The organism is Neisseria animaloris (assembly GCF_900637855.1).
Classification (GTDB): Bacteria; Pseudomonadota; Gammaproteobacteria; order Burkholderiales; family Neisseriaceae; genus Neisseria; species Neisseria animaloris.
The window spans coordinates 1,647,825-1,670,529 of record NZ_LR134440.1 but is presented as its reverse complement, the minus strand read 5'-3'; the positions used below and the strand labels follow the sequence as shown (position 1 = coordinate 1,670,529).

General features: G+C 46.9%; 19 protein-coding genes, 2 tRNA genes and 3 pseudogenes. 11 read left to right on the top strand and 13 right to left on the bottom strand.

Annotated features, from left to right (window positions below; genetic code table 11):
- Positions 1-185: 185 nt before the first annotated feature.
- From EL216_RS07800 to def, 6 genes are read right to left on the bottom strand one after another with little or no spacing between them, the layout of a single operon-like run.
- Positions 186-1,478 (bottom strand): sigma-54-dependent transcriptional regulator, encoded by a 1,293-nt coding sequence (locus EL216_RS07800; RefSeq protein WP_085390769.1) that lies wholly within the window; start codon positions 1,476-1,478, stop codon positions 186-188.
- A complete protein-coding gene (locus tag EL216_RS07795) occupies positions 1,468-3,594 on the bottom strand; it encodes a sensor histidine kinase (RefSeq protein ID WP_085390767.1) in 2,127 nt (708 codons plus the stop codon). The genes EL216_RS07800 and EL216_RS07795 overlap by 11 nt, the downstream gene beginning before the upstream one ends.
- 5 nt (positions 3,595-3,599) lie before the next feature.
- The gene (locus EL216_RS07790; protein WP_085390765.1) at positions 3,600-4,193 is read right to left on the bottom strand and encodes a DUF4390 domain-containing protein; all 594 of its coding nucleotides are present in this window, start codon (positions 4,191-4,193) and stop codon (positions 3,600-3,602) included.
- Entirely contained in the window at positions 4,159-5,418 is a 1,260-nt protein-coding gene (rsmB, locus tag EL216_RS07785) for a 16S rRNA (cytosine(967)-C(5))-methyltransferase RsmB (protein WP_085390763.1), read from the bottom strand. Before rsmB ends, EL216_RS07790 begins: the two co-directional genes overlap by 35 nt.
- Positions 5,415-6,338, bottom strand: coding sequence for a methionyl-tRNA formyltransferase (gene fmt / locus EL216_RS07780; protein WP_085390761.1), 924 nt, complete (start codon positions 6,336-6,338; stop codon positions 5,415-5,417). Before fmt ends, rsmB begins: the two co-directional genes overlap by 4 nt.
- Positions 6,339-6,364: 26 nt before the next feature.
- Positions 6,365-6,868, bottom strand: coding sequence for a peptide deformylase (def, locus tag EL216_RS07775; protein WP_085390760.1), 504 nt, complete (start codon positions 6,866-6,868; stop codon positions 6,365-6,367).
- Between the two features lie 176 nt (positions 6,869-7,044).
- On the opposite strand from def, the gene EL216_RS07770 reads away from it, so the two are divergent.
- The 6 genes and pseudogenes from EL216_RS07770 to rsmD all read left to right on the top strand — a co-directional run bounded on the left by EL216_RS07770 (position 7,045) and on the right by rsmD (position 13,552).
- Complete coding sequence (locus EL216_RS07770) at positions 7,045-8,325, top strand: LysM peptidoglycan-binding domain-containing protein (RefSeq protein WP_085390758.1); 1,281 nt, start codon at positions 7,045-7,047, stop codon at positions 8,323-8,325.
- A 227-nt stretch (positions 8,326-8,552) separates the two neighbouring features.
- Positions 8,553-9,441 (top strand): annotated as a pseudogene (gene dprA, locus EL216_RS07765) (DNA-processing protein DprA); the annotation flags it as partial.
- 119 nt (positions 9,442-9,560) lie between these two features.
- Positions 9,561-9,713, top strand: a pseudogene (locus tag EL216_RS11510) (DprA-like winged helix domain-containing protein); the annotation flags it as partial.
- 15 nt (positions 9,714-9,728) lie between these two features.
- Positions 9,729-10,184 (top strand): DUF494 family protein, encoded by a 456-nt coding sequence (locus EL216_RS07760; RefSeq protein ID WP_085390728.1) that lies wholly within the window; start codon positions 9,729-9,731, stop codon positions 10,182-10,184.
- A 400-nt stretch (positions 10,185-10,584) separates the two neighbouring features.
- Positions 10,585-12,912: a type I DNA topoisomerase gene (topA, locus tag EL216_RS07755; RefSeq protein WP_085390726.1), complete on the top strand. Its 2,328-nt coding sequence runs from the start codon at positions 10,585-10,587 to the stop codon at positions 12,910-12,912.
- 82 nt (positions 12,913-12,994) lie between these two features.
- Complete coding sequence (rsmD, locus tag EL216_RS07750; RefSeq protein ID WP_085390724.1) at positions 12,995-13,552, top strand: 16S rRNA (guanine(966)-N(2))-methyltransferase RsmD; 558 nt, start codon at positions 12,995-12,997, stop codon at positions 13,550-13,552.
- 73 nt (positions 13,553-13,625) lie between these two features.
- On the opposite strand, the gene EL216_RS07745 is transcribed toward rsmD, so the two are convergent.
- A complete protein-coding gene (locus tag EL216_RS07745; RefSeq protein WP_085390722.1) occupies positions 13,626-14,045 on the bottom strand; it encodes a lipoprotein in 420 nt (139 codons plus the stop codon).
- A 159-nt stretch (positions 14,046-14,204) separates the two neighbouring features.
- On the opposite strand from EL216_RS07745, the gene EL216_RS07740 reads away from it, so the two are divergent.
- Positions 14,205-14,280 (top strand) — tRNA-Lys (locus tag EL216_RS07740).
- 187 nt (positions 14,281-14,467) lie between these two features.
- On the opposite strand, the gene EL216_RS07735 is transcribed toward EL216_RS07740, so the two are convergent.
- On the bottom strand, positions 14,468-16,462 hold the full coding sequence (locus tag EL216_RS07735; protein WP_232005238.1) for a BCCT family transporter: 1,995 nt from the start codon (positions 16,460-16,462) through the stop codon (positions 14,468-14,470).
- A gap of 288 nt (positions 16,463-16,750) precedes the next feature.
- On the opposite strand from EL216_RS07735, the gene EL216_RS07730 reads away from it, so the two are divergent.
- From EL216_RS07730 to EL216_RS07715, 4 genes are all read left to right on the top strand, one after another.
- Entirely contained in the window at positions 16,751-17,272 is a 522-nt protein-coding gene (locus tag EL216_RS07730; protein WP_085390718.1) for a PepSY domain-containing protein, read from the top strand.
- A 189-nt stretch (positions 17,273-17,461) separates the two neighbouring features.
- Positions 17,462-18,133 (top strand): response regulator transcription factor, encoded by a 672-nt coding sequence (locus EL216_RS07725; protein ID WP_085390716.1) that lies wholly within the window; start codon positions 17,462-17,464, stop codon positions 18,131-18,133.
- A gap of 53 nt (positions 18,134-18,186) precedes the next feature.
- Entirely contained in the window at positions 18,187-19,488 is a 1,302-nt protein-coding gene (locus EL216_RS07720) for an ATP-binding protein (protein WP_085390714.1), read from the top strand.
- A gap of 87 nt (positions 19,489-19,575) precedes the next feature.
- A tRNA-Lys gene (locus EL216_RS07715) sits at positions 19,576-19,651 on the top strand.
- Positions 19,652-19,685: 34 nt separating this feature from the next.
- On the opposite strand, the pseudogene EL216_RS11320 reads toward EL216_RS07715, so the two are convergent.
- From EL216_RS11320 to EL216_RS07685, 5 genes and pseudogenes are all read right to left on the bottom strand, one after another.
- Positions 19,686-20,678 (bottom strand): annotated as a pseudogene (locus EL216_RS11320) (tyrosine-type recombinase/integrase); the annotation flags it as partial.
- Positions 20,594-20,923 (bottom strand): helix-turn-helix domain-containing protein, encoded by a 330-nt coding sequence (locus tag EL216_RS07705; protein ID WP_085390712.1) that lies wholly within the window; start codon positions 20,921-20,923, stop codon positions 20,594-20,596. The pseudogene EL216_RS11320 and the gene EL216_RS07705, both read right to left, overlap by 85 nt.
- A gap of 310 nt (positions 20,924-21,233) precedes the next feature.
- On the bottom strand, positions 21,234-21,449 hold the full coding sequence (locus EL216_RS07695) for a hypothetical protein (RefSeq protein ID WP_232005237.1): 216 nt from the start codon (positions 21,447-21,449) through the stop codon (positions 21,234-21,236).
- A 25-nt stretch (positions 21,450-21,474) separates the two neighbouring features.
- Positions 21,475-21,906 carry a hypothetical protein gene (locus EL216_RS07690; protein ID WP_232005236.1) on the bottom strand — a complete coding sequence of 144 codons (432 nt, stop codon included), beginning with the start codon at positions 21,904-21,906 and terminating at the stop codon, positions 21,475-21,477.
- Positions 21,899-22,663: a nucleotide-binding protein gene (locus EL216_RS07685; RefSeq protein ID WP_085390708.1), complete on the bottom strand. Its 765-nt coding sequence runs from the start codon at positions 22,661-22,663 to the stop codon at positions 21,899-21,901. The genes EL216_RS07690 and EL216_RS07685 overlap by 8 nt, the downstream gene beginning before the upstream one ends.
- Between the last annotated feature and the right edge of the window lie 42 nt (positions 22,664-22,705).

The window sequence follows — 22,705 nt, the reverse complement described above, 5'->3', positions numbered from 1 at the left end:
TTTAACTAATCTTTAGTACATATACTCAATTTTACAATAATTCACCTTAATGGTCGTTATATTTTTTATTGACAACCGCCTTGCATGTAAAATATGTTGCTTTTTGAGCTTATTTTTAATTTTATTACTTTCAAGTAATTATAAAAAGGCCGTCTGAAAATGCTTTCTCAGACGGCCTAACAAACCTAACTTGATGACTCGTCCCCATTTTTATCTGCGCCTCTTCGGGAAAAATTGATACCAAGTTGCTTAAGCTTACGGTATAAGTGTGTACGCTCCAAGCCTACTTTTTGAGCCACACGACTCATATTGTGATTTTCTTGAACAATATGATATTCAAAGTAACGACGCTCTAACTCTTCACGCAACTCGCGTAATGGCATATTAAAGTTGAAGCCTCCGACCATTTCAGAAACAGGCATTTGAGTCATTTGACCTAAAATATTATTAACAGTCTGTTCTTCCACTTCACTGTTTTCTGCCACCAACGCAAGGTTTTTAACAACACCACGCAACTGTTCCAAATTACCCGGCCAATCATATTGACGGAGAATATTCAATGCCGCCGTACTAAATTTTACCATGGGAATCTTTTGAGTTTCAGCCAATTCGGTCAGAATTTGATTCACCAAGAACACAATATCATCTGGCTGACTACGCAAAGGTGGAATTTGAATAGTAAAAGCGGAAAGCAAATCAATCAACTTAGCATCCAGCATGGTATTTTCAGCCGGATCAGTTTGTGGACGACTAGTGGAGCATACAATACGTACATTATTACGTTCAGCTTTACTTAATAAAAAAGCAATACCTTGTTGGATACTTTTGCTATATTGTGCAATATCACCTAAATACAAAATACCGCCTGTAGCCTTCTGCAACAACTCAATAGGAATATCGACAATATGCTCGGTCTTACTCGGTTCCACCCAAGGAGTACCGTTTTTATGGAAATAACGGGCTACTAATTCAAATGGGGAACCGGGCTCACCACTTAATAAAACAGGCTTACTTTGCTTAACGGCCGCTTCCAATGTGCGGTTAAGCTCTTGAATAGAAGGGCTATTACCCAATTTATCAAGCGATAAACCTGAAGCCGCCTGCATTTCACCGTATTTTAAAGCACGGTCAACTGTACTTAAAAGTTTCTGTAATGCAATCGGTTTTTCCAAAAAGTCTAATGCACCGATTTTAGTAGCTTCGACCGCAGTATCAATACTGGCATGCCCGCTCATCATTACCACAGGCATGTTGAGCTGACCATTTTTAGCCCATTCTTTCAAAAGGGTAATACCGTCGCAATCAGGCATCCATATATCAAGAAGCACCATTGCAGGGCGTGTTTGATGGCGGAGTTGGCGGGCTTCTTCCGCATTCTCGGCAAGTGTTACTGTATAGCCTTCATCTTGAAGGATTTCCGATAATAAATCACGGATACCAACTTCATCATCTACGATTAAAATGTCACTACTGCGCATAAGCTTCTACCAGTTCGGGTAAGACTATTCTGACACACGCACCGCCTTCCGCAGGATTGCTCAAACTAATCCGGCCGCCGTGCTCTTCAATGATTTTTTTCACCACCGGCAAGCCTAAACCTGTACCCGTAGGTTTGTCGGTTACATAGGGCTCGAATGCGTGATGCAGCATTTCTTTGCTGAAACTTTTACCGTTATTGCTAACGATTAAGACGGCCTGCCCGTCATCAGACTGCCGCGTATTCACTTGAACATGTGGTGAAGGTGCATCTTCCGCTGCTTCTGATGCATTTTTGAATATATTATGCAATACCTGCCTCATGGCAGTAGTATCGGCAGCGATGAAAATGGGTATATTACTCAAATCGGCGGTAAATGTACACTTACTGGCCTCATATAACAGCAAAACTTCTTCGACAATTTTGTTCAAATCATGCCGTTCCAATTTAAGCGAAGGAGCGCGAGCATAATTTCGGAAAGCCTCTACCATTTCTTTCAACGCAGCAACCTGTTTGATAATTGTATCGGTAGAACGGGTTAAAATCTTAGCATCTTGCTCGGCGAGTTTATCATGCAATTTCCATGCCAGTCTTTCAGCAGAAAGTTGGATAGGGGTGAGCGGATTACGAATTTCATGTGCCAACCGCTTAGCCACCTCCCCCCACGCGGCTTCTTTTTGGGCGCGTACCAATGCGGTAATGTCGTCAAACACCATCACAATCCCATTATCGTTATCATCAGGTAATAACGTAGCTTTTGCCAGCAGAATACGGGCATCGTCAGGAGCCGCATAGCTGAGCTGAACAGGTTTGTCGGCCGACGCCGTATCCACAATTGCCGCAAAAGTTTCAGCCAATACCGCTTGCTGTGGTTCCTGCTTTGGCCAATCATAACAATTGGTGCCAATCAGATTTTCCAGGGAAATACCCAAAATACGCTCGGCACTCTTATTATAAGTTTTCAGACGGCCTGTATCGTCCAAAGTAATCACGCCGGTAGTCAAACTTTCCAGCACACACTCTAAATAATGACGCGCCGCTTCCTGCTGCTGACGGTTTCGCTCAGATGCAGCTTGTGCGATGCCGAGTTGTTCGGTCATATGATTAAACAGATGAGTCAACCGGCCAAACTCATCATTACGGAAAATCGGACGCTTTTGCGAAAAATCGCCTTGTGCTACGGCACGGGCTCCCTCTGCCAATGATAAAACCGGTTCAACAAAACGACGTGCAAAATATAAAGCCATTACCAATGCCAGCATGATTGCCAACAGCGTTGCCACCAACAATGTAACCAAGAAGAATGTCTGCAAGCCTTGTTTGGCGTAACTTAATTCTGCATATTTGGCGCGCGCCGCTTCGATCAGCGTAGCATCTTTTGCTACATTTTCAGGAATAGGTTGCCTGAAAAACAGCGCACGGCGTTGGTTTTGCCGACTATCCAACATCAACCAACCTTGCGCATAGAGAATATTGTTCAGATTTTCTATATCGCGGGCAGACCCTGATTGCTCAAGCACTTCCCGGGTGGCATCATCCAACACTGGCGGAGGCAGTTTGCGCGGATTACGTACGATATCGCTTCTTTTACTATTAAGATCATAAATGGCAAGCTGAGTGAACTCTTTAGCATTCGGGGAAGATGTTAAAGTTTTATGCAGACTGTTGCCTAAAGATGCGGTACTAATCAAATCTACTTGAATCGGCGCGGCATTTCGTACTGTATTGTCCAAAGCCAGATTCAAAGCGGATTTACTCAGATTCAAACCGCGCTCAAGCGCCTCGTGTGTATCGTTTCCAAACCAAGAGTTAATACTATTGGAAATAAACTGCGCCGACACACCGAAAAGAAACAATCCCGGCAGAACCGCAACTAATGTGAACATTCCAGCCAAACGGCGGGCAATTTGCGAACCGAAAATCCGGCGACGGCTGTCGCGCAGCAAAAGCCATAGATAACGCAACAATACCGCCAACAATAAGCCGATTAATACGGCACATGCTGCAATAATCCACCAAAAATAATCACCCAAGCTGCTGGTATAACCAGTCGCAATGGTAAGCGTATAGAGAAAAACTACTGCAAGAAAGCCGGCAACAAGGAGAAAAGACCGCATCAGGATTACTCCTTCAAGATATTTAAAGATTTCCAGCCTGAATCAAGCTGCCAGATTCTTGAAGTTAGTGCATTGATTTGAAAAGGTTTAGGTAATTGTGCTGTACTTAGCTCCAAACGGATTTCAGCTTTAGCTTCAGAAGCTGACACGCCACTCAGCATTCCACTGCTCAATACTTTCCAATTGGCGATCGCTCCGATACCGCGCAAAGCCGTTTCGAGTGAATTATATTCGGTAGAAAATGTACCGACTGCCACACGGTAACGGTTGGTTAACGGATGATATGACAATTTATACTGTATAGAATTATCGTTGCCGACAATTTGACCGAGTTTGAAACGATACGCAGCCACCGTTGGCGCAGAAAGCTGGTAACTCAAGGTGAAATTCAACGGCACTCCTTGAGAAAGCACCTCCTTAAGCTGATCAGGCAAATGAATTTGAAAACGGCTGCTAACCGACAACTGGCCCGACGATGTGAGTTTAGCCTGCGCACGGGTTGCACTGATGCCTTCTGCGGCCGTCTGAAAAGACACGGCCAGCAAAATAGGCAACAGTAGCAATCTACTGTTTCTGAACAAGCGCGTAATAAAAGCCATCTTGGTGTTTATTCGGTAAAAGCACATGTGTTTCCAAAAATTTGGCATCAACATGGCGGTTTAAAAATTTCTGTAATTGTTGTTCGTTTTCTTCCACAAAAATAGAACAAGTCGCCAACAGCATCCTGCCGTTTTTCGTCAGGGTCTGCCAGAGTGCGTCTAACAGGGCTTCTTGCTGACGGGCCGTTTTGGCTGCATCGCCCAGACGGCGTAACCATTTGATATCGGGATTTCGCCGTACAACACCGGAAGCCGTACAAGGCACATCGGCTAAAATGGCATCAAACGGTTTTCCATCATACCATGCACCCAAGTTTTTCGCGTCGGCACAACCCAAAGAGGCCGTCTGAAAACCCAAGCGATCAAGGTTGCTTTGCACTCGGGCAAGGCGGGTTTCATCAATATCCAATGCCGTAACATGACAGTCGGCCAACTCTAAAATATGGCCTGTTTTTCCGCCGGGCGCTGCGCAAGCATCAAGAATCCTCTCGCCGTTTTGCGGATTCAAAAGATAAGCGGCCTGCTGAGCACCGAAATCTTGTACGGATACAAGGCCGTCTGAAAAACCGGGCAGTTTCCCAACCGGCACAGGCTCCAGCAACGTTACCGCATAATCATCCAATGCCTTGGCCTGAATGCCGACAGCATTCAAAACCGCCAAATAACTTTCAGCATTACCTCGGCGGCGGTTAACACGCAGGGTCATCGGCGGATGTTGTTGCAACACAGCGGCAATATTGTGCCAATGTTTTGGATAATGGCTTTGCAGATAATCTATCCACCATTCAGGAAGATTATGCTTGGCTGTTGCATTTTTGTTACACAAAGCTGCCAATTTTTCACGTTCACGTAAAAAGCGACGCAAAATAGCATTAGCAAACGAACGGTATTTCCCCTTCTCTATTTTTGCAATGGCATCTACCGCTTCGTTTACAACGGCATGAGGTGCATTGCGGGTGTAATGCAGTTGGTAGAGCGCTGCCAACAATAAACTTTCAAGCTGTGGATCGGTAATCGGTTTATTGAGCATCTTTCCAAGTATAAAATGCAAACTGCCGCCATAACGCTGGCAACCATAGGCAATATCTTGCAACGCACCGCTTTCCTGCGTGCTCAGGTCGGGATGCCTGTCTCGGATTTCAGCCAATACGTCTTGCAAATTCCGGCCGGCAGCAACTGTGACAACGCTTTCCGCCGCAAGCTTTTGCGCCAGCGCCATACTCATAAAAAAGTTCCTTCTTCAACTCGGTTTCCGGCAGCAAAAGCCGCTACCGTCATCCGCTTGCTGCCGGCAGGCTGCAATTCTGTAATACGCAAGGCTTTTTCTCCGCAAGCTACCACCAGGCCGTCTGAATTACATAGCAACACTTCTCCAGCCTTACCGTTTTGCGATACCACTTCCGCTTGCCAGATTTTCATCGGTTTGCCTTGATACTCCGTCCAAGCTACCGGAACGGGATTGAAAGCACGAATTTTGCGTTCGATGGTTTCGGCAGATTCGCTCCAATTGATTCTTGCCTCTTCTTTGCTTAATTTTTGTGCATAAGTTACGCCATTTTCAGGCTGTGGTACGCTTTTCAGACGGCCCCTCTGTTGAAATTGTTGTAAATCAGCAACAATCGCTCTCGCTCCCAATTCGGCCAATGCATCATGCACATTTTGAGCCGTATCCGTTTCCTGAATCACATAACGATGCTCACTAACCACACCTCCCGTGTCCAATCCGGCATCCATTTGCATGATACACACACCGGTTTCTGCGTCGCCTGCCTCAATCGCACGCTGAATGGGAGCCGCACCGCGCCAGCGCGGGAGTAAAGAAGCATGGATATTCAAACAGCCGTAGCGCGGAATATTTAAGACGGCCTCAGGCAGAATCAGCCCATAGGCAGCCACGACCATCACGTCTGCATGCTGTTCGCGCAACAATGCCTGTGCTTCTTCGTGCCGTAACGAAGGCGGTTGGGCAACAGTCAGCCCCAACGCTTGCGCCGCCTGCTTTACTGGGCTGGCCTGAAGCTGCATTCCACGCCCTTTCGGACGGTCGGGCTGAGTTAACACCAGCGGAATTTCAAATCCGGCAGCGGCAATAGCTTCCAATGCAGAAGCTGCAAAATCGGGGGTTCCTGCAAAAATAACTTTCATATCAATACAATAGGCTGTCTGAAAAATTACAGATTGTGCTTGGCACGCTTCTTCAATTTAGTTTTGATGCGGTTTTGCTTCAATGTGGACAAATATTCCACAAATACTTTGCCTGCCAAATGATCCAGTTCATGCTGAATACAGATCGCCAGCAACCCATCAGCCTCCAAAGTGAACTTTTCACCTTTTTCATCAAGGGCTTCCACCGTAACTCTCTCGGCACGGGTTACCGTATCGTAAATACCCGGTACCGACAGGCAGCCTTCTTCATAAGTAGTTTGTCCATCTTTATGGGTAATGATGGGATTAATGAACACGCGAGGCTCATTTTGTTCTTCCGACAAGTCCATTACCACAACCCGCTCATGCACATTAACCTGCGTGGCGGCAAGGCCGATGCCGCGAGCTTCATACATGGTTTCAAACATATCGGCAACCAACGTCCGGATACGTTCGTCAATTTCTGCAACAGGTTTAGCAACGGTATGCAAACGCTCGTCGGGATACTGGAGAATATTCAATAAAGCCATAAAATTGTCTCGGTAATAACTGTTATGTGTGTTTAATGCTATGATGGTAGCAACATTCAATGGTAAAATAATGTAGTTATTTTTTAGGATATATGAAGAGCTCAAAGCTAATTTCGTTAACTTGAAGCTCAACCGTTAATTAACGCTAAATTGATTCGATTTCAAGGGGAACGATCATGCAAAAACATATTATAACCCTGCTTTGTGCCGTTGGTTTGGCAATTTCCGCCCAAACCGTTGCTGCCGAGCTTAAAATCCGCCCCAACGCTCCTACGCGTTATGTTGTAAAACAGGGGGATACATTATGGGGCATATCCGGCAAATACCTTTACAGCCCGTGGCAATGGAGCCGCTTATGGGGGGCAAATCGCAATGCGATACGCAATCCCCACATGATTTATCCAGGCCAAGTGTTGGTATTACGATACGTCAACGGACAGCCTCAACTGGGATTTGAAAACAACGCTGCCGATAACGGCGGTATTCCGGTCATCAAACTGACTCCTCGCGTACGCGAAGTGTCATCTGGGTACGGCATTCAAACCATTAATGTCAACTTCTACCGCATGTTTATGCAACATCCACAGGTTATTCCGCAACAGCAAACCCAAAATGCACCTAAATTGATTGACGGTCCCGACAACCGGATGCTGTACAACAAAGGTGATCGGGTATACGCCTACGGTATTACCGAGCCGGGCCGCTACCTCGTTTACCGTGCACGCAAAGACATTTTGGATCCTGAAACCAAAAAATATTTAGGCCAAGAAGTCGTGTTCAGCGGCATTGTAAGCACTTTGCCCTACACCAACAGTGCATTGGATGCCCGTAGCGAAAAAGATGCCCAATACCTGAAAGACAACGAATACTATACCCGCCTGAATCCTTTTGTAAAAATACCTACGCAAACAGCTCAGCCGATGGTAGTGGAAGAAACGGTTTCCGAAATCCGCAAAGGCGACTTTTTGCTGAAAATGAAAGATGAAGGCAACAGCTTCCATATGATGCCTCATGCACCCAGCCGCCATATTGATGCGAAAGTAGTGTCCATTTTCGATGGCGTAAGCGAAGCGGGACAATTCCAAACCATTACCTTAAACAAAGGTGAAGCCGACGGTTTAGACAAAGGTACCGTATTAAGCCTCTACAAACGCGGTCGTCAGATTAAAGTAGATTTGGAAGAAGGCAAAAAAGGTAACCGCAGCGTGGTGAAATACGTTTCTATCCCTTCGGAAGAAGCAGGTTTAGCCATGGTATACCGTACCAGCGAACACCTTGCGTCAGCCATCATTTTAGAAAGCCTGACCAATATTACCGTTGGTGATGTCGCTTCTGAGCCCGGCCAAGACTTAGACAATATGCCCGATGATGCCCGCCATGTGAAAAATGCGCCACAAGATTCACACGACACCGAGCATAATGAATACAACATAAAAAGCAACATTAATCTTTATTAAAAAAGGATATTTTAAAAAGCACACCTTAACGGTGTGCTTTTTTAATTGCTTACGTCATAAGACAATTAATTACAAAAGATTCTTTTCGTAAATATTTCTTGAAATGTATTAACAAAGAATTACAAAATAGATAGAATTATATATAAACAAAATATCACGAACATTATTAAATGCCGATTAAAAATAAATAGTCTTACTTCACATTTAAGACACTACGGGGATTTGCCATGAATGATTCAGAACGATCCGCTTGGATACGGCTTGCGCTTACGCCATACATCGGTGCTGAAAGCTTTTTGGCACTAATTCAACACTTCGGCAGTGCACAAGCCGCACTAGCAGCACCTGCCGGAACTGTAGCCAAGCTGGTTCGCCACAAACAGGCTTTGGCTGCGTGGGAAGGAAAAAACCATCAGGCTGAAACCGCCATGGAAGCAGCTCTTGCATGGGAGCAGCAGCAAAACTGCCGCCTCATGCTACTATGCGACAGCGATTTTCCTATTATGTTGACTGAAGGCATTACGCCGCCGCCATTATTGTTTTTACGCGGGCGCACCGAATTGCTGCATCAACCTTCAGTCGCCATAGTAGGCAGCCGCCATGCCACTCCTCAAGCCATGCGTATCGCAAAAGATTTCGCACACGCTATGGGGGAAAACGGTATTGTAGTGGTTTCGGGAATGGCTGCCGGCATTGACTCTGCCGCCCATCAGGGTGCGCTACAGAGCAAATGCGGCACCGTTGCCGTATGGGGAACCGGAATAGACCGCATTTATCCGCCATCGAATAAAGAGCTGGCCTATCGAATCGCCGAAACCGGCTTGATTGTGAGCGAGTTTCCTTTAGATACCCGCCCGCTGGCAGGCAACTTCCCACGCCGCAACCGCATTATCGCTGCTCTCTCGCAAGCTACTTTAGTGGTAGAAGCCGCACCTGAATCAGGTTCGTTGATTACTGCCAAATTGGCTGCCGAAATGGGCCGCGAAGTGATGGCCGTTCCCGGCTCGATCGACAACCCGCACAGCAAAGGCTGCCATAAGCTGATTAAAGAAGGTGCGAAGTTGGTCGAATGCTTGGACGACATTTTGCAGGAATGTCCGCAACTGTTGCAAAAATCCCCCCTGCCTCCATATCCTGTACACAGGACACAAAAGGCAGAAACACAACAAGAGGAAAAAGCAGTACCGTTCCAAACTATACCGCAGCCAACGGACAGGCCGTCTGAACAGCCGTTTTTGGCCGCAATGGGGTATGACCCTGTCCACCCCGACAGTTTGGCACAATCATTAAACCTGCCTGCCGCCGATATATACGCACAACTGCTGGAGCTTGAGCTTGAAGGCATTGTGTCAGCAATGCCGGGCGGACGTTACCAACGAATCAAATAAAAACAAGGAAACATCATGGCTGAAGTAATTGCCTTTTTAATCAAACATTTTCATGATTTCGATGCATGCCCGCCTCCCAGCGACCTAGGTCAGATTCTGGAAGACATCGGCTTTGACGACATTGAAATCGGACACGCCCTGATGCTTCTCGAAGTATTGGCCAACAGCCCCAGCGTTTCCACCACGCAATACCGCAGCGATGCTTTGCGCGTATATTGCCCCGAAGAGCTGGAAGCACTGCCGCAGGAAGTGGTGGACTTGCTATACTTCCTTGACAAGGCACAAGCCATTAACGGGGAACAGCGTGAATTCGTCGTACATGCCCTGTTGCACATGCCGCCGGAAGAAATTACCGTAGATATGGCAAAAGTTCTTACTTTGTTGATATTATGGGCGCACAAATCGGAGCCGCCTATTTTGATCGGCGATGAATTAATGATGGCCTTGCACGGCAAATCCATCATGCACTAACCCGAACGGATATAGCAGGAAACCTCTGCAACCATACCTATTCGGATGTAATCCAATATATGGAAGCATACCATCGGGTATGTACCACAGATACAATTGTATACAGATTTAAAGCCGACAAAACCACATACTGCTCGTTCATTATGAATAAAACCGTATGGCCTTTCAGTTGGCTATGCTTCTGAAAAAAGGCCGTCTGAAGCAGCAAGCCCTGATTCAGACGGCATATCCGCGTTAAGGCGGGCAATATAATAGGGCTGAAGCAGCTTTTATCGCCATATAACATGCAAGCAAAAATTATGTGGCTCAATAAATTAAACAGGCCGTCTGAATAAAATTTTCAGACGGCATCAGTTTCCCTGACGCTGTATTAATATCAATAATTTTTCAGGAACCAACAATGGCAAAAAACCTATTGATTGTGGAGTCGCCCTCCAAAGCCAAAACGCTGAAAAAATATCTCGGAAGCGATTTTGAAATCCTCGCTTCCTACGGTCATGTGCGCGATTTGGTGCCTAAAACCGGCGCGGTCGACCCCGACAATAACTTTGCCATGAAATACCAAATGGTCAGCCGCAACGCCAAGCACGTCGATGCCATCGTTGCCGCCGCCAAAGAAGCTGAAAACCTTTATCTGGCAACCGACCCGGATAGGGAAGGCGAAGCCATCTCTTGGCACTTGCAGGAAATCCTCAAATCCAAACGCGGCTTGAAAAACATCAAGCCGCAGCGCGTCGTGTTTCACGAAATCACCAAAAACGCCGTGCTCGATGCCATCGCCCACCCGCGCGAACTCGAAGAAAATCTGGTCGATGCCCAGCAGGCGCGCCGCGCGTTGGATTATCTGGTCGGCTTCAACCTTTCCCCCTTATTGTGGAAAAAAATCCGCCGCGGCTTGAGCGCAGGCCGCGTACAAAGCCCCGCCTTGCGCCTGATTTGCGAACGCGAAAACGAAATCCGCGCATTCGAAGCGCAGGAATACTGGTCGGTACATCTCGACAGCCACAAAGGCCGCAGCAAATTCACCGCCAAACTCGTGCAATGGAACGGCGAAAAGCTAGAACAATTCTCCCTGCCCAACGAAGCCGCGCAACAGGCCGTCTTAAAAGGTTTGGAAGGGCAAGAAGCCCAAGTGGCCACCATCGAAAAGAAAAAACGCAGCCGCAACCCCGCCGCACCGTTTACCACTTCCACCATGCAGCAAGATGCCGTGCGCAAACTCGGCATGACCACCGACCGCACCATGCGTACTGCCCAGCAACTGTATGAAGGTATCGACGTAGGGCAGGGTGCCATCGGTTTGATTACCTATATGCGTACCGACAGCGTAACCCTGTCGGACGAAGCCTTAACCGAAATCCGCCACTACATCGAAAACAAAATCGGCAAAGACTACCTGCCTTCCGCCGCCAAGCAATACAAAACCAAATCGAAAAACGCACAAGAAGCGCACGAAGCCATCCGCCCGACTTCCGTGTACCGCACCCCCGAAAGCGTGAAGCCCTTCCTGACTGCCGACCAATTCAAACTCTACCAAATGATCTGGCAGCGCACCGTAGCCTGCCAAATGAACCCCGCCAAGTTCGACCAAACTACCGTCGATATTGCCGTGGGCAACGGCGTATTCCGCGTAACCGGCCAAGTGCAAACCTTCGCAGGCTTTTTGAGCGTGTATGAAGAAGGCACCGACGACAACGACGAAGACGAAGACAACAAAAAACTGCCCGAAATGAAAGAAGGCGAAAAACTGCCCGTCGACAACATCTACGGCGAGCAGCACTTCACCACCCCGCCGCCGCGCTTCAACGAAGCAACGCTGGTAAAAGCACTCGAAGAATTCGGCATCGGCCGCCCCTCTACCTACGCCAGCATCATTTCCACCCTGAAAGAGCGCGAATACGTAACGCTGGAGCAAAAACGCTTCATGCCTACCGACACCGGCGACATCGTCAACAAATTTTTAACCGAACATTTCGCCCAATACGTCGATTACCACTTCACCGCCAAACTCGAAGACCAGCTCGACGAAATCGCCACCGGCAAACGCGAGTGGATTCCCGTGATGGACAAATTCTGGAAAGGATTCCACAAACAGGTTGAAGAAAAAGAAGGCATCGAACGCGCCAAATTCACCACCGAAGAGCTTGACGAAATCTGCCCGAAATGCGGCAACCACAAGCTGCAAATCAAATTCGGCAGAATGGGTCGCTTCGTCGCCTGCGCCGGTTATCCCGAATGCAGCTACACCCGCAATGTCAACGAAACCGCCGAACAGGCCGCCGAGCGCATCGCCAAAGAAGCCGCAGAACAAGCCGAACTCGAAGGCCGCGAATGCCCCAAATGCGGCGGCGGACTGGTTTACAAATACAGCCGCACCGGCAGCAAATTCATCGGCTGCGCCAACTATCCGAAGTGCAAACACATCGAACCTTTGGAAAAACCCAAAGACACCGGCGTAGAATGCCCGCAATGCAAAAAAGGCCGGCTGGTCGAGCGCAAATCACGCTACGGCAAACTGTTTTACAGCTGCAGCACCTATCCCGACTGCAACTACGCCACTTGGAATCCGCCGGTCGCCGAAACCTGCCCGAAATGCCAATGGCCGGTGCTGACCATCAAAACCACCAAACGCTGGGGCGTAGAAAAAGTCTGCCCGCAGAAAGAATGCGGCTGGAAAGAACAAATAGAACCGCCTGCTCCGAAAGGCAGTAAAGAAACAGAAGAGTAGCAATAGAGGCCGTCTGAAACAATGTTTTCAGACGGCCTTTGCTTTACAATACAGCCCAAACCATTATCCGATTTCCGTACTCATGAAACATTCCAAACATCAAAATCAAGTCCGCATCATCGGGGGCAGCCACCGTGGTAGGAAACTGCATTTCAACGATGCCGACGGCCTGCGCCCTACTCCCGACAGCGTGCGCGAACGTGTGTTTAACTGGTTTGGGCAGGATTTAACCGGAAAAACAGTATTGGATTTATTCAGCGGCAGCGGTGCATTGGGCTTGGAAGCGGCCTCAAGAAATGCCCGCCGGGTCGTATTGGTGGAAAACAACCGTAGAACATTTGAAACGCTGAAACAAAACAATCGGCTGTTGGGTTTCCGGCAAACCGAAGTCGTGTTTTCAGACGGCCTGTCTTATCTGAAAAATAATCCCCTCTGTTTTGACGTGGTTTTTTTAGATCCCCCGTTTGCATGGAATCGTTGGCCGGAATTGTTCGAATTGTTAAAAGGCCGTCTGAAAACAGAGGCGGTTATTTATCTTGAAGCAGGTGCTTTGCCTGATATACCGGAATGGCTGAACGTTTTTCGTGAAGGGAAATCCGGATTAAGCCGGTTCAAGCTTCTGGTACACGCAACCGAATAAATAACGGTAAAAACATGAGGCCGTCTGAAAAGCTCTTTTCAGACGGCCTCGGTTTGATTGAAACGGCACTAAGTTATTTGCCCGCTTCTTTAGCCTTATCGGCGGCCTCCCGGGCAGCGGCGGCGGCATCATTGGCTGCTTCTTTGGCGGTATTGACGGCTTTATCGGCCGCATCTTTAGTGGCTTCGGCTACTTTAGACGCGGCCTCTTTTACCGATTCTCCGGCTTTTGCGCCTATTTCCTTCGCATCTTTAACAGCGTCTTTAGTGGCTTCTTTGGCTTTTTCGGCAGCAGCTTTTGCAGAATCTTCCGCTTTTACACCGGCCTCTTTAGCTGCGGCTACTGCGTCGCTTACGGCAGAAGAAGCATTTTCTTTGACTTCTTTCACATCGGAAGCCACGGCCTGCGTAACATCTTTTGTTTCCTGCTTAACTTCTTGCGAACATGCGGCCAAAGCAGCAACAGATAGGATAACCGTAAGGAATTTTTTCATATTTTTCTCCATATTTAATATTTGGGTTGATACCGGGCAAGTTTTTTAATCATAACATAATTTAAGATGGGTTCAGACTGCAAAGAGTTTTGATGCAAAATCAAAATCCAAAAAAGGCTTGACATTACTCTTTATGGCAATTAAGATACGCAGCTTAACGGGTCGTTAGCTCAGCCGGTAGAGCAGCGGACTTTTAATCCGTTGGTCGAAGGTTCGAATCCTTCACGGCCCACCAAATTAAAAAAGCCAAGCGAATTGCTTGGCTTTTTCTTTTTGAATAATATGCGTAACAAGCATTCTTTCTTTTCCAATATATCTAACGCCACCCGCTGTTTGCAGCCGAATGAATAATATCTCCGAGCAATAAACGGTTGCTATTATCAGAAAAATCAATCATCCGGCTTTCAATCCAAAACCTTTTCTCAACGCAAACTGTGCAGGAAATGCATGTGTTTATGGTATTGGTCGATAATATCGTTTATCACGCCTTCTTTGCTCCAGCCCATAATGTCATAATCTTGGCCCCCTTCTCCCAAATGCACTTCGGCACGATAGTATTTTTGGCCTTCTGTGATTTCCTGTGCGTTGCTATTGTCCGACTGAACAAAAGCCGGTTGGATATGTTCGGAAGCAACCACCTGGTAAGTAAAGTCGATTTCATTTTCATGATTGGTAGTCAGCATAATCTGGCCGGTTTCCGGATGAACGACGTTGGCTTCAATGCCCAGATTGCGGAGTTCTTCCGCCACTTCGTTGCAGGCCTCTGCCACTAAAGTATCGACAAAACGGTAAACGGTTTTCTGGTCGGGAAAATCCATAATGACTTGCAAACGCTCACGCCACGCACCTTTGGCACGAAGCATCGGCGCTGCCGTAGGTGCGGCGAGTTGTTGCACCAGTTGTTTCTGCATATCAATATCCAAGGCTTTAAACAAACCGTACATTGCTATCATCAATACGGTAACGAAAGGCAAAGCGCTGGCAATTGCCATAGTCTGCAATGCGCCCAAACCACCTGCCAATAGTAAAACTATGGCAACCACACCTGCTCCAACCGACCAATAAATTCGGTAAACAACCCCTTTACTGGTTTCGCCGTGGGCACACAGCATGTCCATAACCAATGCTCCTGAATCGGCGGAAGTAACAAAAAAGACGACGACCATAAACAGGGCAACATAGATGAACAGCGTAGAAAACGGCAGTTGCTCCAAGAAAGCAAATAATGCCAGCGACACATCTTGTGAAACAACGCTGCCCAGCGAAGTTATACCTTGGTTCAAAATCATATCGATAGCGGAATTGCCAAAGAACGTCATCCACATAAAGGTAAAACCGGTAGGCACCATTAGCACGCCGATTACAAACTGGCGGATTGTGCGGCCACGCGATACCCGTGCAATGAACAATCCGACAAACGGAGCCCAGCTTAGCCACCACCCCCAATAAAGAATAGTCCAACCGCCAATCCAATCGGTTTTTTGATAAGCAAAAAGATTGAAGGTCATATCAACAATATTGGAAGTGTAATGGCCAATATTTTGTACCAATGCCTGCAATAGAAATACAGTTGAGCCGGCAAACAACACAAACAGTAATAATATTACTGCCAAACTGAGATTGAGTTCGGAAAGCATTTTCACGCCTTTATCCAAACCCGATGCCACGGATAGTGTGGCCAGCGCGGTAATGGCCGCAATCAGGATAATCTGCGTGGTAGTTGATACGGGAATAGAAGGAAACACATGATTTAGACCGGCATTAACCTGCAATACGCCGTAACCTAAAGAAGTAGCCACGCCGAAAAGTGTGCCGACGACAGCAAACACGTCGACCGCATGACCGATTGGGCCATTAATCTTATCGCCGATCAACGGGTAAAGTGCCGAACGTAATGTTAGCGGCAGATTGTGGCGATAGCTGAAGAACGCCAGAATCAACGCTACAATTGCATAGATCGCCCAAGCATGCAGCCCCCAATGAAAGAAAGTCAGCCTCATGGCTTCACGTACGGAGTTTACTGTACTGCCACCTCCCATAGGAGGGGACAAGAAATGCATAACCGGCTCTGCCACACCGAAAAACATCAAGCCGATGCCCATGCCGGCAGAAAACAGCATAGCAAACCAAGAAATATTGTTGTAATCGGGTTTGGCATGATCCGGACCGAGCCGGATATTGCCGTAACGGGAGATGCCCAAATAAAGGGTGGCCAACAGAATAATGGCTACGGTTAATACATAATACCAACTGCCGTTGGCCACAATAACCGCCTGGACGGCTTTAAATACCCGGTCGGCAGCTTGCGGGGCAATAACGGCAAACAGGATGATGGAAATGATGATAGCGGATGAAGAATAGAAAACCGCCGGGTTGATTTGACCGCCTGCGGCGGAATGAGGTTTGTGTTCAGACAATGTTCTTCCTTTCTTGGGTTTGGGGTGCATTGAAAGCCGTTTAAGCCTACTGGCAGCCATTCTTACGATTGGAGATTGCTGAATCCTATCATCTTGAGGTTTATGTGTAAAATTTTCAATTAATATAAAAATCTCATCATATAATGAAAAATAATCATTCTCTTCAATCTTTTTTTCTTTACACAAATTAAATTTCACCTAATTTTTCTATAATTCAAGCCTCTTATTATGTATGTGTCGGAAATATTTCAACCTTACAATTTCGGAAATATATAGGAATCAATCCCCATGAAAATAAAAAATAAAATTTTGGCTACTGTGATGTCTGCCGCGCTGTTGGTTCTTTCAGGACAAGCCGCTGCCCAAAAAAACAGTTTGTCGCGCATTGAGGCTTTGGAGCAAGTTAAAGTTTCTCCGGTTCAGGCTTTAAACATCGCACAAAAGCAGGTTAAAGGCAAAGCTACCGAAGTTCATTTGAAAAACCCTTATGGCAATCCTGCCTATGAAGTTGAAGTCCGCGATGGACAACAAGAACATTCGGTCTTCGTAGATGCCGTAAACGGTAAAGTGCTGGGCAGCAAAACCAAGCATAAAATGAAACTTGCAGGCTCGCCGGCTGTTTCATTGGAACGTGCCATCCAAATAGCCCACGGCAAAGTGGGCGGACAGGTTTTGGAAGCCGATTTGGATTACAAAGCAGGCCGTGCCTTGTATGAAGTAGAAGTTTTATCCGCAGACCGCGTGCCTTATAAAGTGATTGTTGATGCGGAAAACGGCAGCGTGATCAATTCATATGTAGATTATGATTAAACCGTAACAATATAATAAGAGGCCGTCTGAAATGCTTTCAGACGGCCTCGAGATTATTATCTGCTTAACCTAAACCGAGACCATGAACACCATAAAAAGCAGATAAGCTTTTTTTACTGATTTGTTTCTTTTGGTGGTGTGTTCTATAGTAGCAGCGTAACCATAGGGTTAATTAAGAAAGGGGTGAGGATGCGAGTGTTATTGGTAGAAGACGACAAAATGATCGGCCAGGCCGTTGAAGGCAGTTTGAAAGATGCCCGTTACACGGTGGATTGGGTGCGCGACGGCAAAGCTGCACTCGATTCGCTAGCCTCACAACCTTACGATGTGGTGTTATTGGATTTAGGATTGCCGCAAAAAGACGGTTTACAGGTGCTTGCAAGCCTGCGTTCTCGCGGGTTGGATGTGCCTGTATTGATTCTAACAGCAAGAGATGATCTTGAAAGCCGTTTACAAGGTTTAGATAAAGGTGCCGACGACTATATTATCAAGCCGTTCGACATGTCCGAAGTGCTGGCCCGCATCCGTGCCGTACTGCGTCGTCATGGCGGCAGTGCAGTCAATGAATTGGATAACGGTGCATTGCAGCTTGATCCTTCTACTTATCACGTTAAACGTCTTGATACAGGGGAAACCATTTTCCTTTCCAATCGTGAATTCGCCATTTTACATGCCCTGATGCAGCGACCCGGCACGATTTTTTCGCGTGCGGACTTGGAAGATAAAGTATACGGCTGGGGAGAAGAGCCCGAAAGTAATGCCGTTGATTACCTAATCCATGCTTTGCGCAAAAAACTCGGGCACGACAGCATTAAAAATGTACGCGGCGTAGGCTGGCTGGTTCCCAAGAAAGCGGATTAGTCTTTAGAATATACAGGCCGTCTGAAAAAAAATTAACAGGACCCTATACAAACATGCCCCGCCGCCCCTCCATACAGCTACGGCTGTCTATCTTTCTTACCCTGATTATCTTGCTAACGGCAGTGATTGCAGGTATCGCCTCGTTTTTTACCATGTTCAGCGAGGCGCGTGAGTTGCAAGACGACTTGTTGCGTCAAACTGCCATCCTGATACAGCAACCGGCCGACGCAGGCTATGCCGATATCGACAGCGATATTCGCATTTACATACAACCGCTCAACGAAAAACACCGCTTCAATTTACCAAACGATGTAGACGAAGGCTTCTACGACATTACCGATAAAAAGAAAAACGACCCATACCGGGCTTATGTCCACACCTACCCCGACGGCCAACGGGTTGCATTCATTCAAGAAACCGAATTTCGCGATGACGTAGCGGCCGATAGTGCATGGTATGCCGTTATGCCTCTGTTGATACTCGCCCCGATAGCACTATTGCTGACCGCACTGATTATCTACTTGACACTGCGCCCTGTCAGACAACTTTCCGCACAAACTGAGAACCGCAACGAAAACGATTTATCTCCCTTACCCACCGAGCAAATTCCCCGCGAAATTTACGGCTTCGCAGAAGCCGTTAACCGCCTTCTGGAACGGGTTGGAGAAGGCGTGCGCCAGCAACAACGTTTCATTGCCGATGCCGCCCATGAACTGCGCTCCCCGATGACTGCTTTATCATTACAGGCCGAAAGGCTTTCTACACGCAATCTGCCGGAAGGCACTGCTTTTTTAGTAGAAGATTTGCGCGAAGGCATCCGCCGCAACCGCCGTCTGCTTGAGCAGTTATTATCCATGGCCCGCATGCAAACCGAAGAAGAACGGCCGCGGGAAAACATCAATATCAGTCGCCTGTATCAACAGCTGATACAAGATGTATACCCGCTGGCCGATGCTAAAAATATCGATATCGGCACAGATGTCGGCAATGAAAATGTTCATGTATTCGCCAACGAAACAGAAATCTACACCTTGATGAAAACGCTGACTGAAAATGCCATCTGTTATACACCCGAAGGCGGGCAAATCGATTTACACGCCAGACGGAACAACAGCGGATGCGTTTTGGAAATCGAAGACAGCGGTAATGGTATTCCGCCCGATGAACGCACCCGTGTATTCGATCCCTTTTACCGTATCCTCGGCAACGATACGGAAGGCAGCGGTCTGGGTTTATCCATTGCACAAACCATTGCTAAACGCTACGGAGGTAGGATTACTTTAAGCGATGCCAAACAATTCCCCAGCGGCCTGAACGTAAGCGTGTGGCTGCCTTTACAGGAAGCACCAAAGTAAAACCGGAGGCCGTCTGAAAAATTTTTCAGACGGCCTTTTAAAAAAGATTGACATATAAAATTAACCGCTGTACTATTCCAATTCTTCGGGTCGTTAGCTCAGCCGGTAGAGCAGCGGACTTTTAATCCGTTGGTCGAAGGTTCGAATCCTTCACGACCCACCACATTTTCCAAGCCTAAACAAACGTTTAGGCTTTTTTCTTTGCCACCGCCTATCCTGGGATGTGCCAAATTTGTGCCATGATCTAGACCGGCACCGTCCAATAATGCAGCATGTTCGTGCAGATGTTCGGGAGCGAGATGGGCATACCGCTGCACCATACTGATGCTCTCCCAACCGCCCATCTCCTGCAACGCAGCCAGCGGGACACCTGCCTGAACAAGCCAGCTTGCCCATGTATGGCGCAAGTCATGCCATCGAAAATCGGTAATACCCGCTTCTGCCAGCGCATTCTTCCAAATCCGCGAACTGATGCTTTTCACCGGACGGCCGTTCGGATAGGTAAAAACAAAAGACGGGTGTTTGCCCATCTGTTTTTCCAACACGCCGAGTGCCGTCTGATTCAACGCAACCCCTATGGCACGCCCCGCTTTGGCTTCGTCGGCATCAATCCATGCCGTCTTTCGGCTCAGATTGATTTGTTCCCACTTCAGTTCCAAAACATTCCGCTGCCGCAAGCCCGTATTCAGACTGAACAAAGCCATGTCCGCCATATATTCGGGCAATGCGGCGACCAATCTTTGGGCTTCCGTGCGGTTAAGCCAGCGGATACGCCGTTTAGCTTCGCGGTATAGCGTGATTTTCGGTACATCGTCCAACCATTGCCATTCTTTCGCCGCCTTGTTCAAAATGGCTCTGATCAACGCAAGGTAACGGTTTTTGGTACTGTCCGAACAGCTAAGGCCGCTGATGGTGTCCATGATGAAATCACGGTTCAGATGGTGCAGGAATACGCCTTTGAATTTCCCCAAACCGCGTAAACGGCTGATGTCGTCCCGAATACTTTTCTTTTTACCTCCTTGCTCCTTAATCCATCGGACGGCCGCTTCTTCCCACAGTCGCACAGGTTTCTGCCCCAAGTGTTGCTGCTGCCACAACTCGTAAGCTAGTTTATCGTGCAGTTTTTGGGCTTCTTCCCTGATTTTGGTGCCAGCAGACTGTCGAATTCTACGACCGCCTGCCGTTGTGATGTCAACATACCATATGCCATTGTTTCGTTTGTAAATCGGCATTTTTCTTCACTCCTACTTTTGAGCGAAGCCTGCAACTCCCCATTTTCCAAACCACGAAGAAATGCGTCAAGTGCAGACTGGGTTATACAATATTTACGACCGGGCTTGGATGCTACTAATCTGCCCTCTCTGATATGTTCCCGTATTGTTTCCGGGTGACACTTGCAGTACTCAGCAGCTTCATCCACATCATATGTATTCATAGCTGTTCACTCATATACTGTTTCATACACCGTGTACGTTGCTGTTTTCAGAAATTCGGCCAGTTTTCCGATAGCAAGATGCCGTTTTATTTTCGGCTCAAGTATCAAAAAAATCCTGGGGCTGACGTAAAAAAACAGGCAGTAAAATCTGCCTGTTTCTGTTTGTACCGGCAACAGCCGGTAGTGCGGGTAGTTGTTTTCGGGCGGAGTAAAGCCGGGCGGTATCTTAATGGTACCGACAATAGGTGTAGCATCACTCAGCATGATGATTCTCCAAGTAATCTCAAAACAAAGAGCCAAAATGGTTGAACTATTTTTCTGATCTTTTTGTCATCAAACGATTTGTATAAATTGCAAGCCAAGAACCTAACACCATAAATGCAAAAATTCCGCCTACTAACCACATCTTAAATGTTTCACTGCCCCAATCTGATTCTCCATTTGCAATGCTTAAAACACTGTCTAATAAAACAATAGTAAAAACGATGCCCGCCAATAACATAACAAGGATTATAGCGACTCTCATACTTTACTCCCTATACCAATAATGTTTATTTAAGATTCAAAACTACTAAAAGAAGTAGTAATCCTATACCCCATGCGGCAGAAACAAGCATCAACAGCTTTTTCATGCTATCTATAAAGGCTGCATTAGCAGCCTCTACGTCCTCAATAACACGTTTAGAAACCGACGCATAAACACGATCTTCAGTTTCTTTTATCTGATTGCTGGCTTGTTGAGCCAGCTCAACCAAAAGCTGCTCGCGGTAGGTTTCAAGTTTTGCGGCGGCTACCGTGATGTTTTCGGCATGGGTGGCAATAGCTTCGGCGGCTTGCTCCTGATGTGAAGAAAGCTGTGCAAAAGATTCATCAAACATCTGTTGTTGCATCAGAAGAACCGCCATTACCGGATCATCTTTGGAAATACGAAGACCTGTAAGGCGGAATACTTCAGATATGATGTGGTCAGTTTCACTACTCATCGGCCGCACCGTTTTGCTGATTCACCCAAATGGGAAGATTTTTTAGTTGTGCGAATAAGTCGCGTTTTACAGTACGCAAGCGTTGGCGTGGCATGATGCCCCAATCTGACGATGCCTCAATTTCAGCAAAGGTTAGATTTGCTGAAGTCATAGCCTGAATATCTTTTTCGTAAGTATCAGGATTACGATGCGCGACTTTAATAACCCCAATAATCTTGGACTTATTGTCTTTATAAACCGAAAAATCAGTAAATACCTTGTTATCGGAAGATTTAATAGCACCGTTATATTCATTCAACCAAACAACAACATCTGCATCTATGGCATTGATGGTTTGAGATAAACCTACAACACAATCTTCCAATGCTTGTCCGCCCATAATCGGCACATGGAGAATCAGACGCACACCGTTTTCTTTCAGTAATTCGTCCACATGGTTTTCAGCCATGTAACTCATTAGTGGTACAAACGTTGCTGCCCCGTTGTCCACTACTGCAATGCCATCAGTTTCAATTAGCTTTTCAATCAAACCATCAAACATACGGGTATCAATAGTATTGTCTGCTGTAAGGATGTTAATGATTTCAGGTTTCAGTGAAGCATACCTGCTAAAAGTTTGGTTTACCGGGTCGGTATCGAAGCAAACAACTGGAACCTCATTTTTTCCTTCAACAGCCAAAAATTGGGCAATAATCATGGCTGTAAACGATTTACCAACTCCACCCTTGCCCTGGACAATCAAATGTGCTTCTTTCATTTTATTTCCTTTTTTAAAACGGCCTATCGACCAATCTTTTTA

What these genes read in the sequence shown, in the direction of transcription:
- EL216_RS07800 (WP_085390769.1), bottom strand. Translation starts at nt 1,478, where the DNA reads ATGCGCAGTAGTGACATTTTAATCGTAGATGATGAAGTTGGTATCCGT.
- EL216_RS07795 (WP_085390767.1), bottom strand. Translation starts at nt 3,594, where the DNA reads ATGCGGTCTTTTCTCCTTGTTGCCGGCTTTCTTGCAGTAGTTTTTCTC.
- EL216_RS07790 (WP_085390765.1), bottom strand. Translation starts at nt 4,193, where the DNA reads ATGGCTTTTATTACGCGCTTGTTCAGAAACAGTAGATTGCTACTGTTG.
- rsmB (WP_085390763.1), bottom strand. Translation starts at nt 5,418, where the DNA reads ATGAGTATGGCGCTGGCGCAAAAGCTTGCGGCGGAAAGCGTTGTCACA.
- fmt (WP_085390761.1), bottom strand. Translation starts at nt 6,338, where the DNA reads ATGAAAGTTATTTTTGCAGGAACCCCCGATTTTGCAGCTTCTGCATTG.
- def (WP_085390760.1), bottom strand. Translation starts at nt 6,868, where the DNA reads ATGGCTTTATTGAATATTCTCCAGTATCCCGACGAGCGTTTGCATACC.
- EL216_RS07770 (WP_085390758.1), top strand. Translation starts at nt 7,045, where the DNA reads ATGCAAAAACATATTATAACCCTGCTTTGTGCCGTTGGTTTGGCAATT.
- EL216_RS07760 (WP_085390728.1), top strand. Translation starts at nt 9,729, where the DNA reads ATGGCTGAAGTAATTGCCTTTTTAATCAAACATTTTCATGATTTCGAT.
- topA (WP_085390726.1), top strand. Translation starts at nt 10,585, where the DNA reads ATGGCAAAAAACCTATTGATTGTGGAGTCGCCCTCCAAAGCCAAAACG.
- rsmD (WP_085390724.1), top strand. Translation starts at nt 12,995, where the DNA reads ATGAAACATTCCAAACATCAAAATCAAGTCCGCATCATCGGGGGCAGC.
- EL216_RS07745 (WP_085390722.1), bottom strand. Translation starts at nt 14,045, where the DNA reads ATGAAAAAATTCCTTACGGTTATCCTATCTGTTGCTGCTTTGGCCGCA.
- EL216_RS07730 (WP_085390718.1), top strand. Translation starts at nt 16,751, where the DNA reads ATGAAAATAAAAAATAAAATTTTGGCTACTGTGATGTCTGCCGCGCTG.
- EL216_RS07725 (WP_085390716.1), top strand. Translation starts at nt 17,462, where the DNA reads ATGCGAGTGTTATTGGTAGAAGACGACAAAATGATCGGCCAGGCCGTT.
- EL216_RS07720 (WP_085390714.1), top strand. Translation starts at nt 18,187, where the DNA reads ATGCCCCGCCGCCCCTCCATACAGCTACGGCTGTCTATCTTTCTTACC.
- EL216_RS07705 (WP_085390712.1), bottom strand. Translation starts at nt 20,923, where the DNA reads ATGAATACATATGATGTGGATGAAGCTGCTGAGTACTGCAAGTGTCAC.
- EL216_RS07695 (WP_232005237.1), bottom strand. Translation starts at nt 21,449, where the DNA reads ATGAGAGTCGCTATAATCCTTGTTATGTTATTGGCGGGCATCGTTTTT.
- EL216_RS07690 (WP_232005236.1), bottom strand. Translation starts at nt 21,906, where the DNA reads ATGAGTAGTGAAACTGACCACATCATATCTGAAGTATTCCGCCTTACA.
- EL216_RS07685 (WP_085390708.1), bottom strand. Translation starts at nt 22,663, where the DNA reads ATGAAAGAAGCACATTTGATTGTCCAGGGCAAGGGTGGAGTTGGTAAA.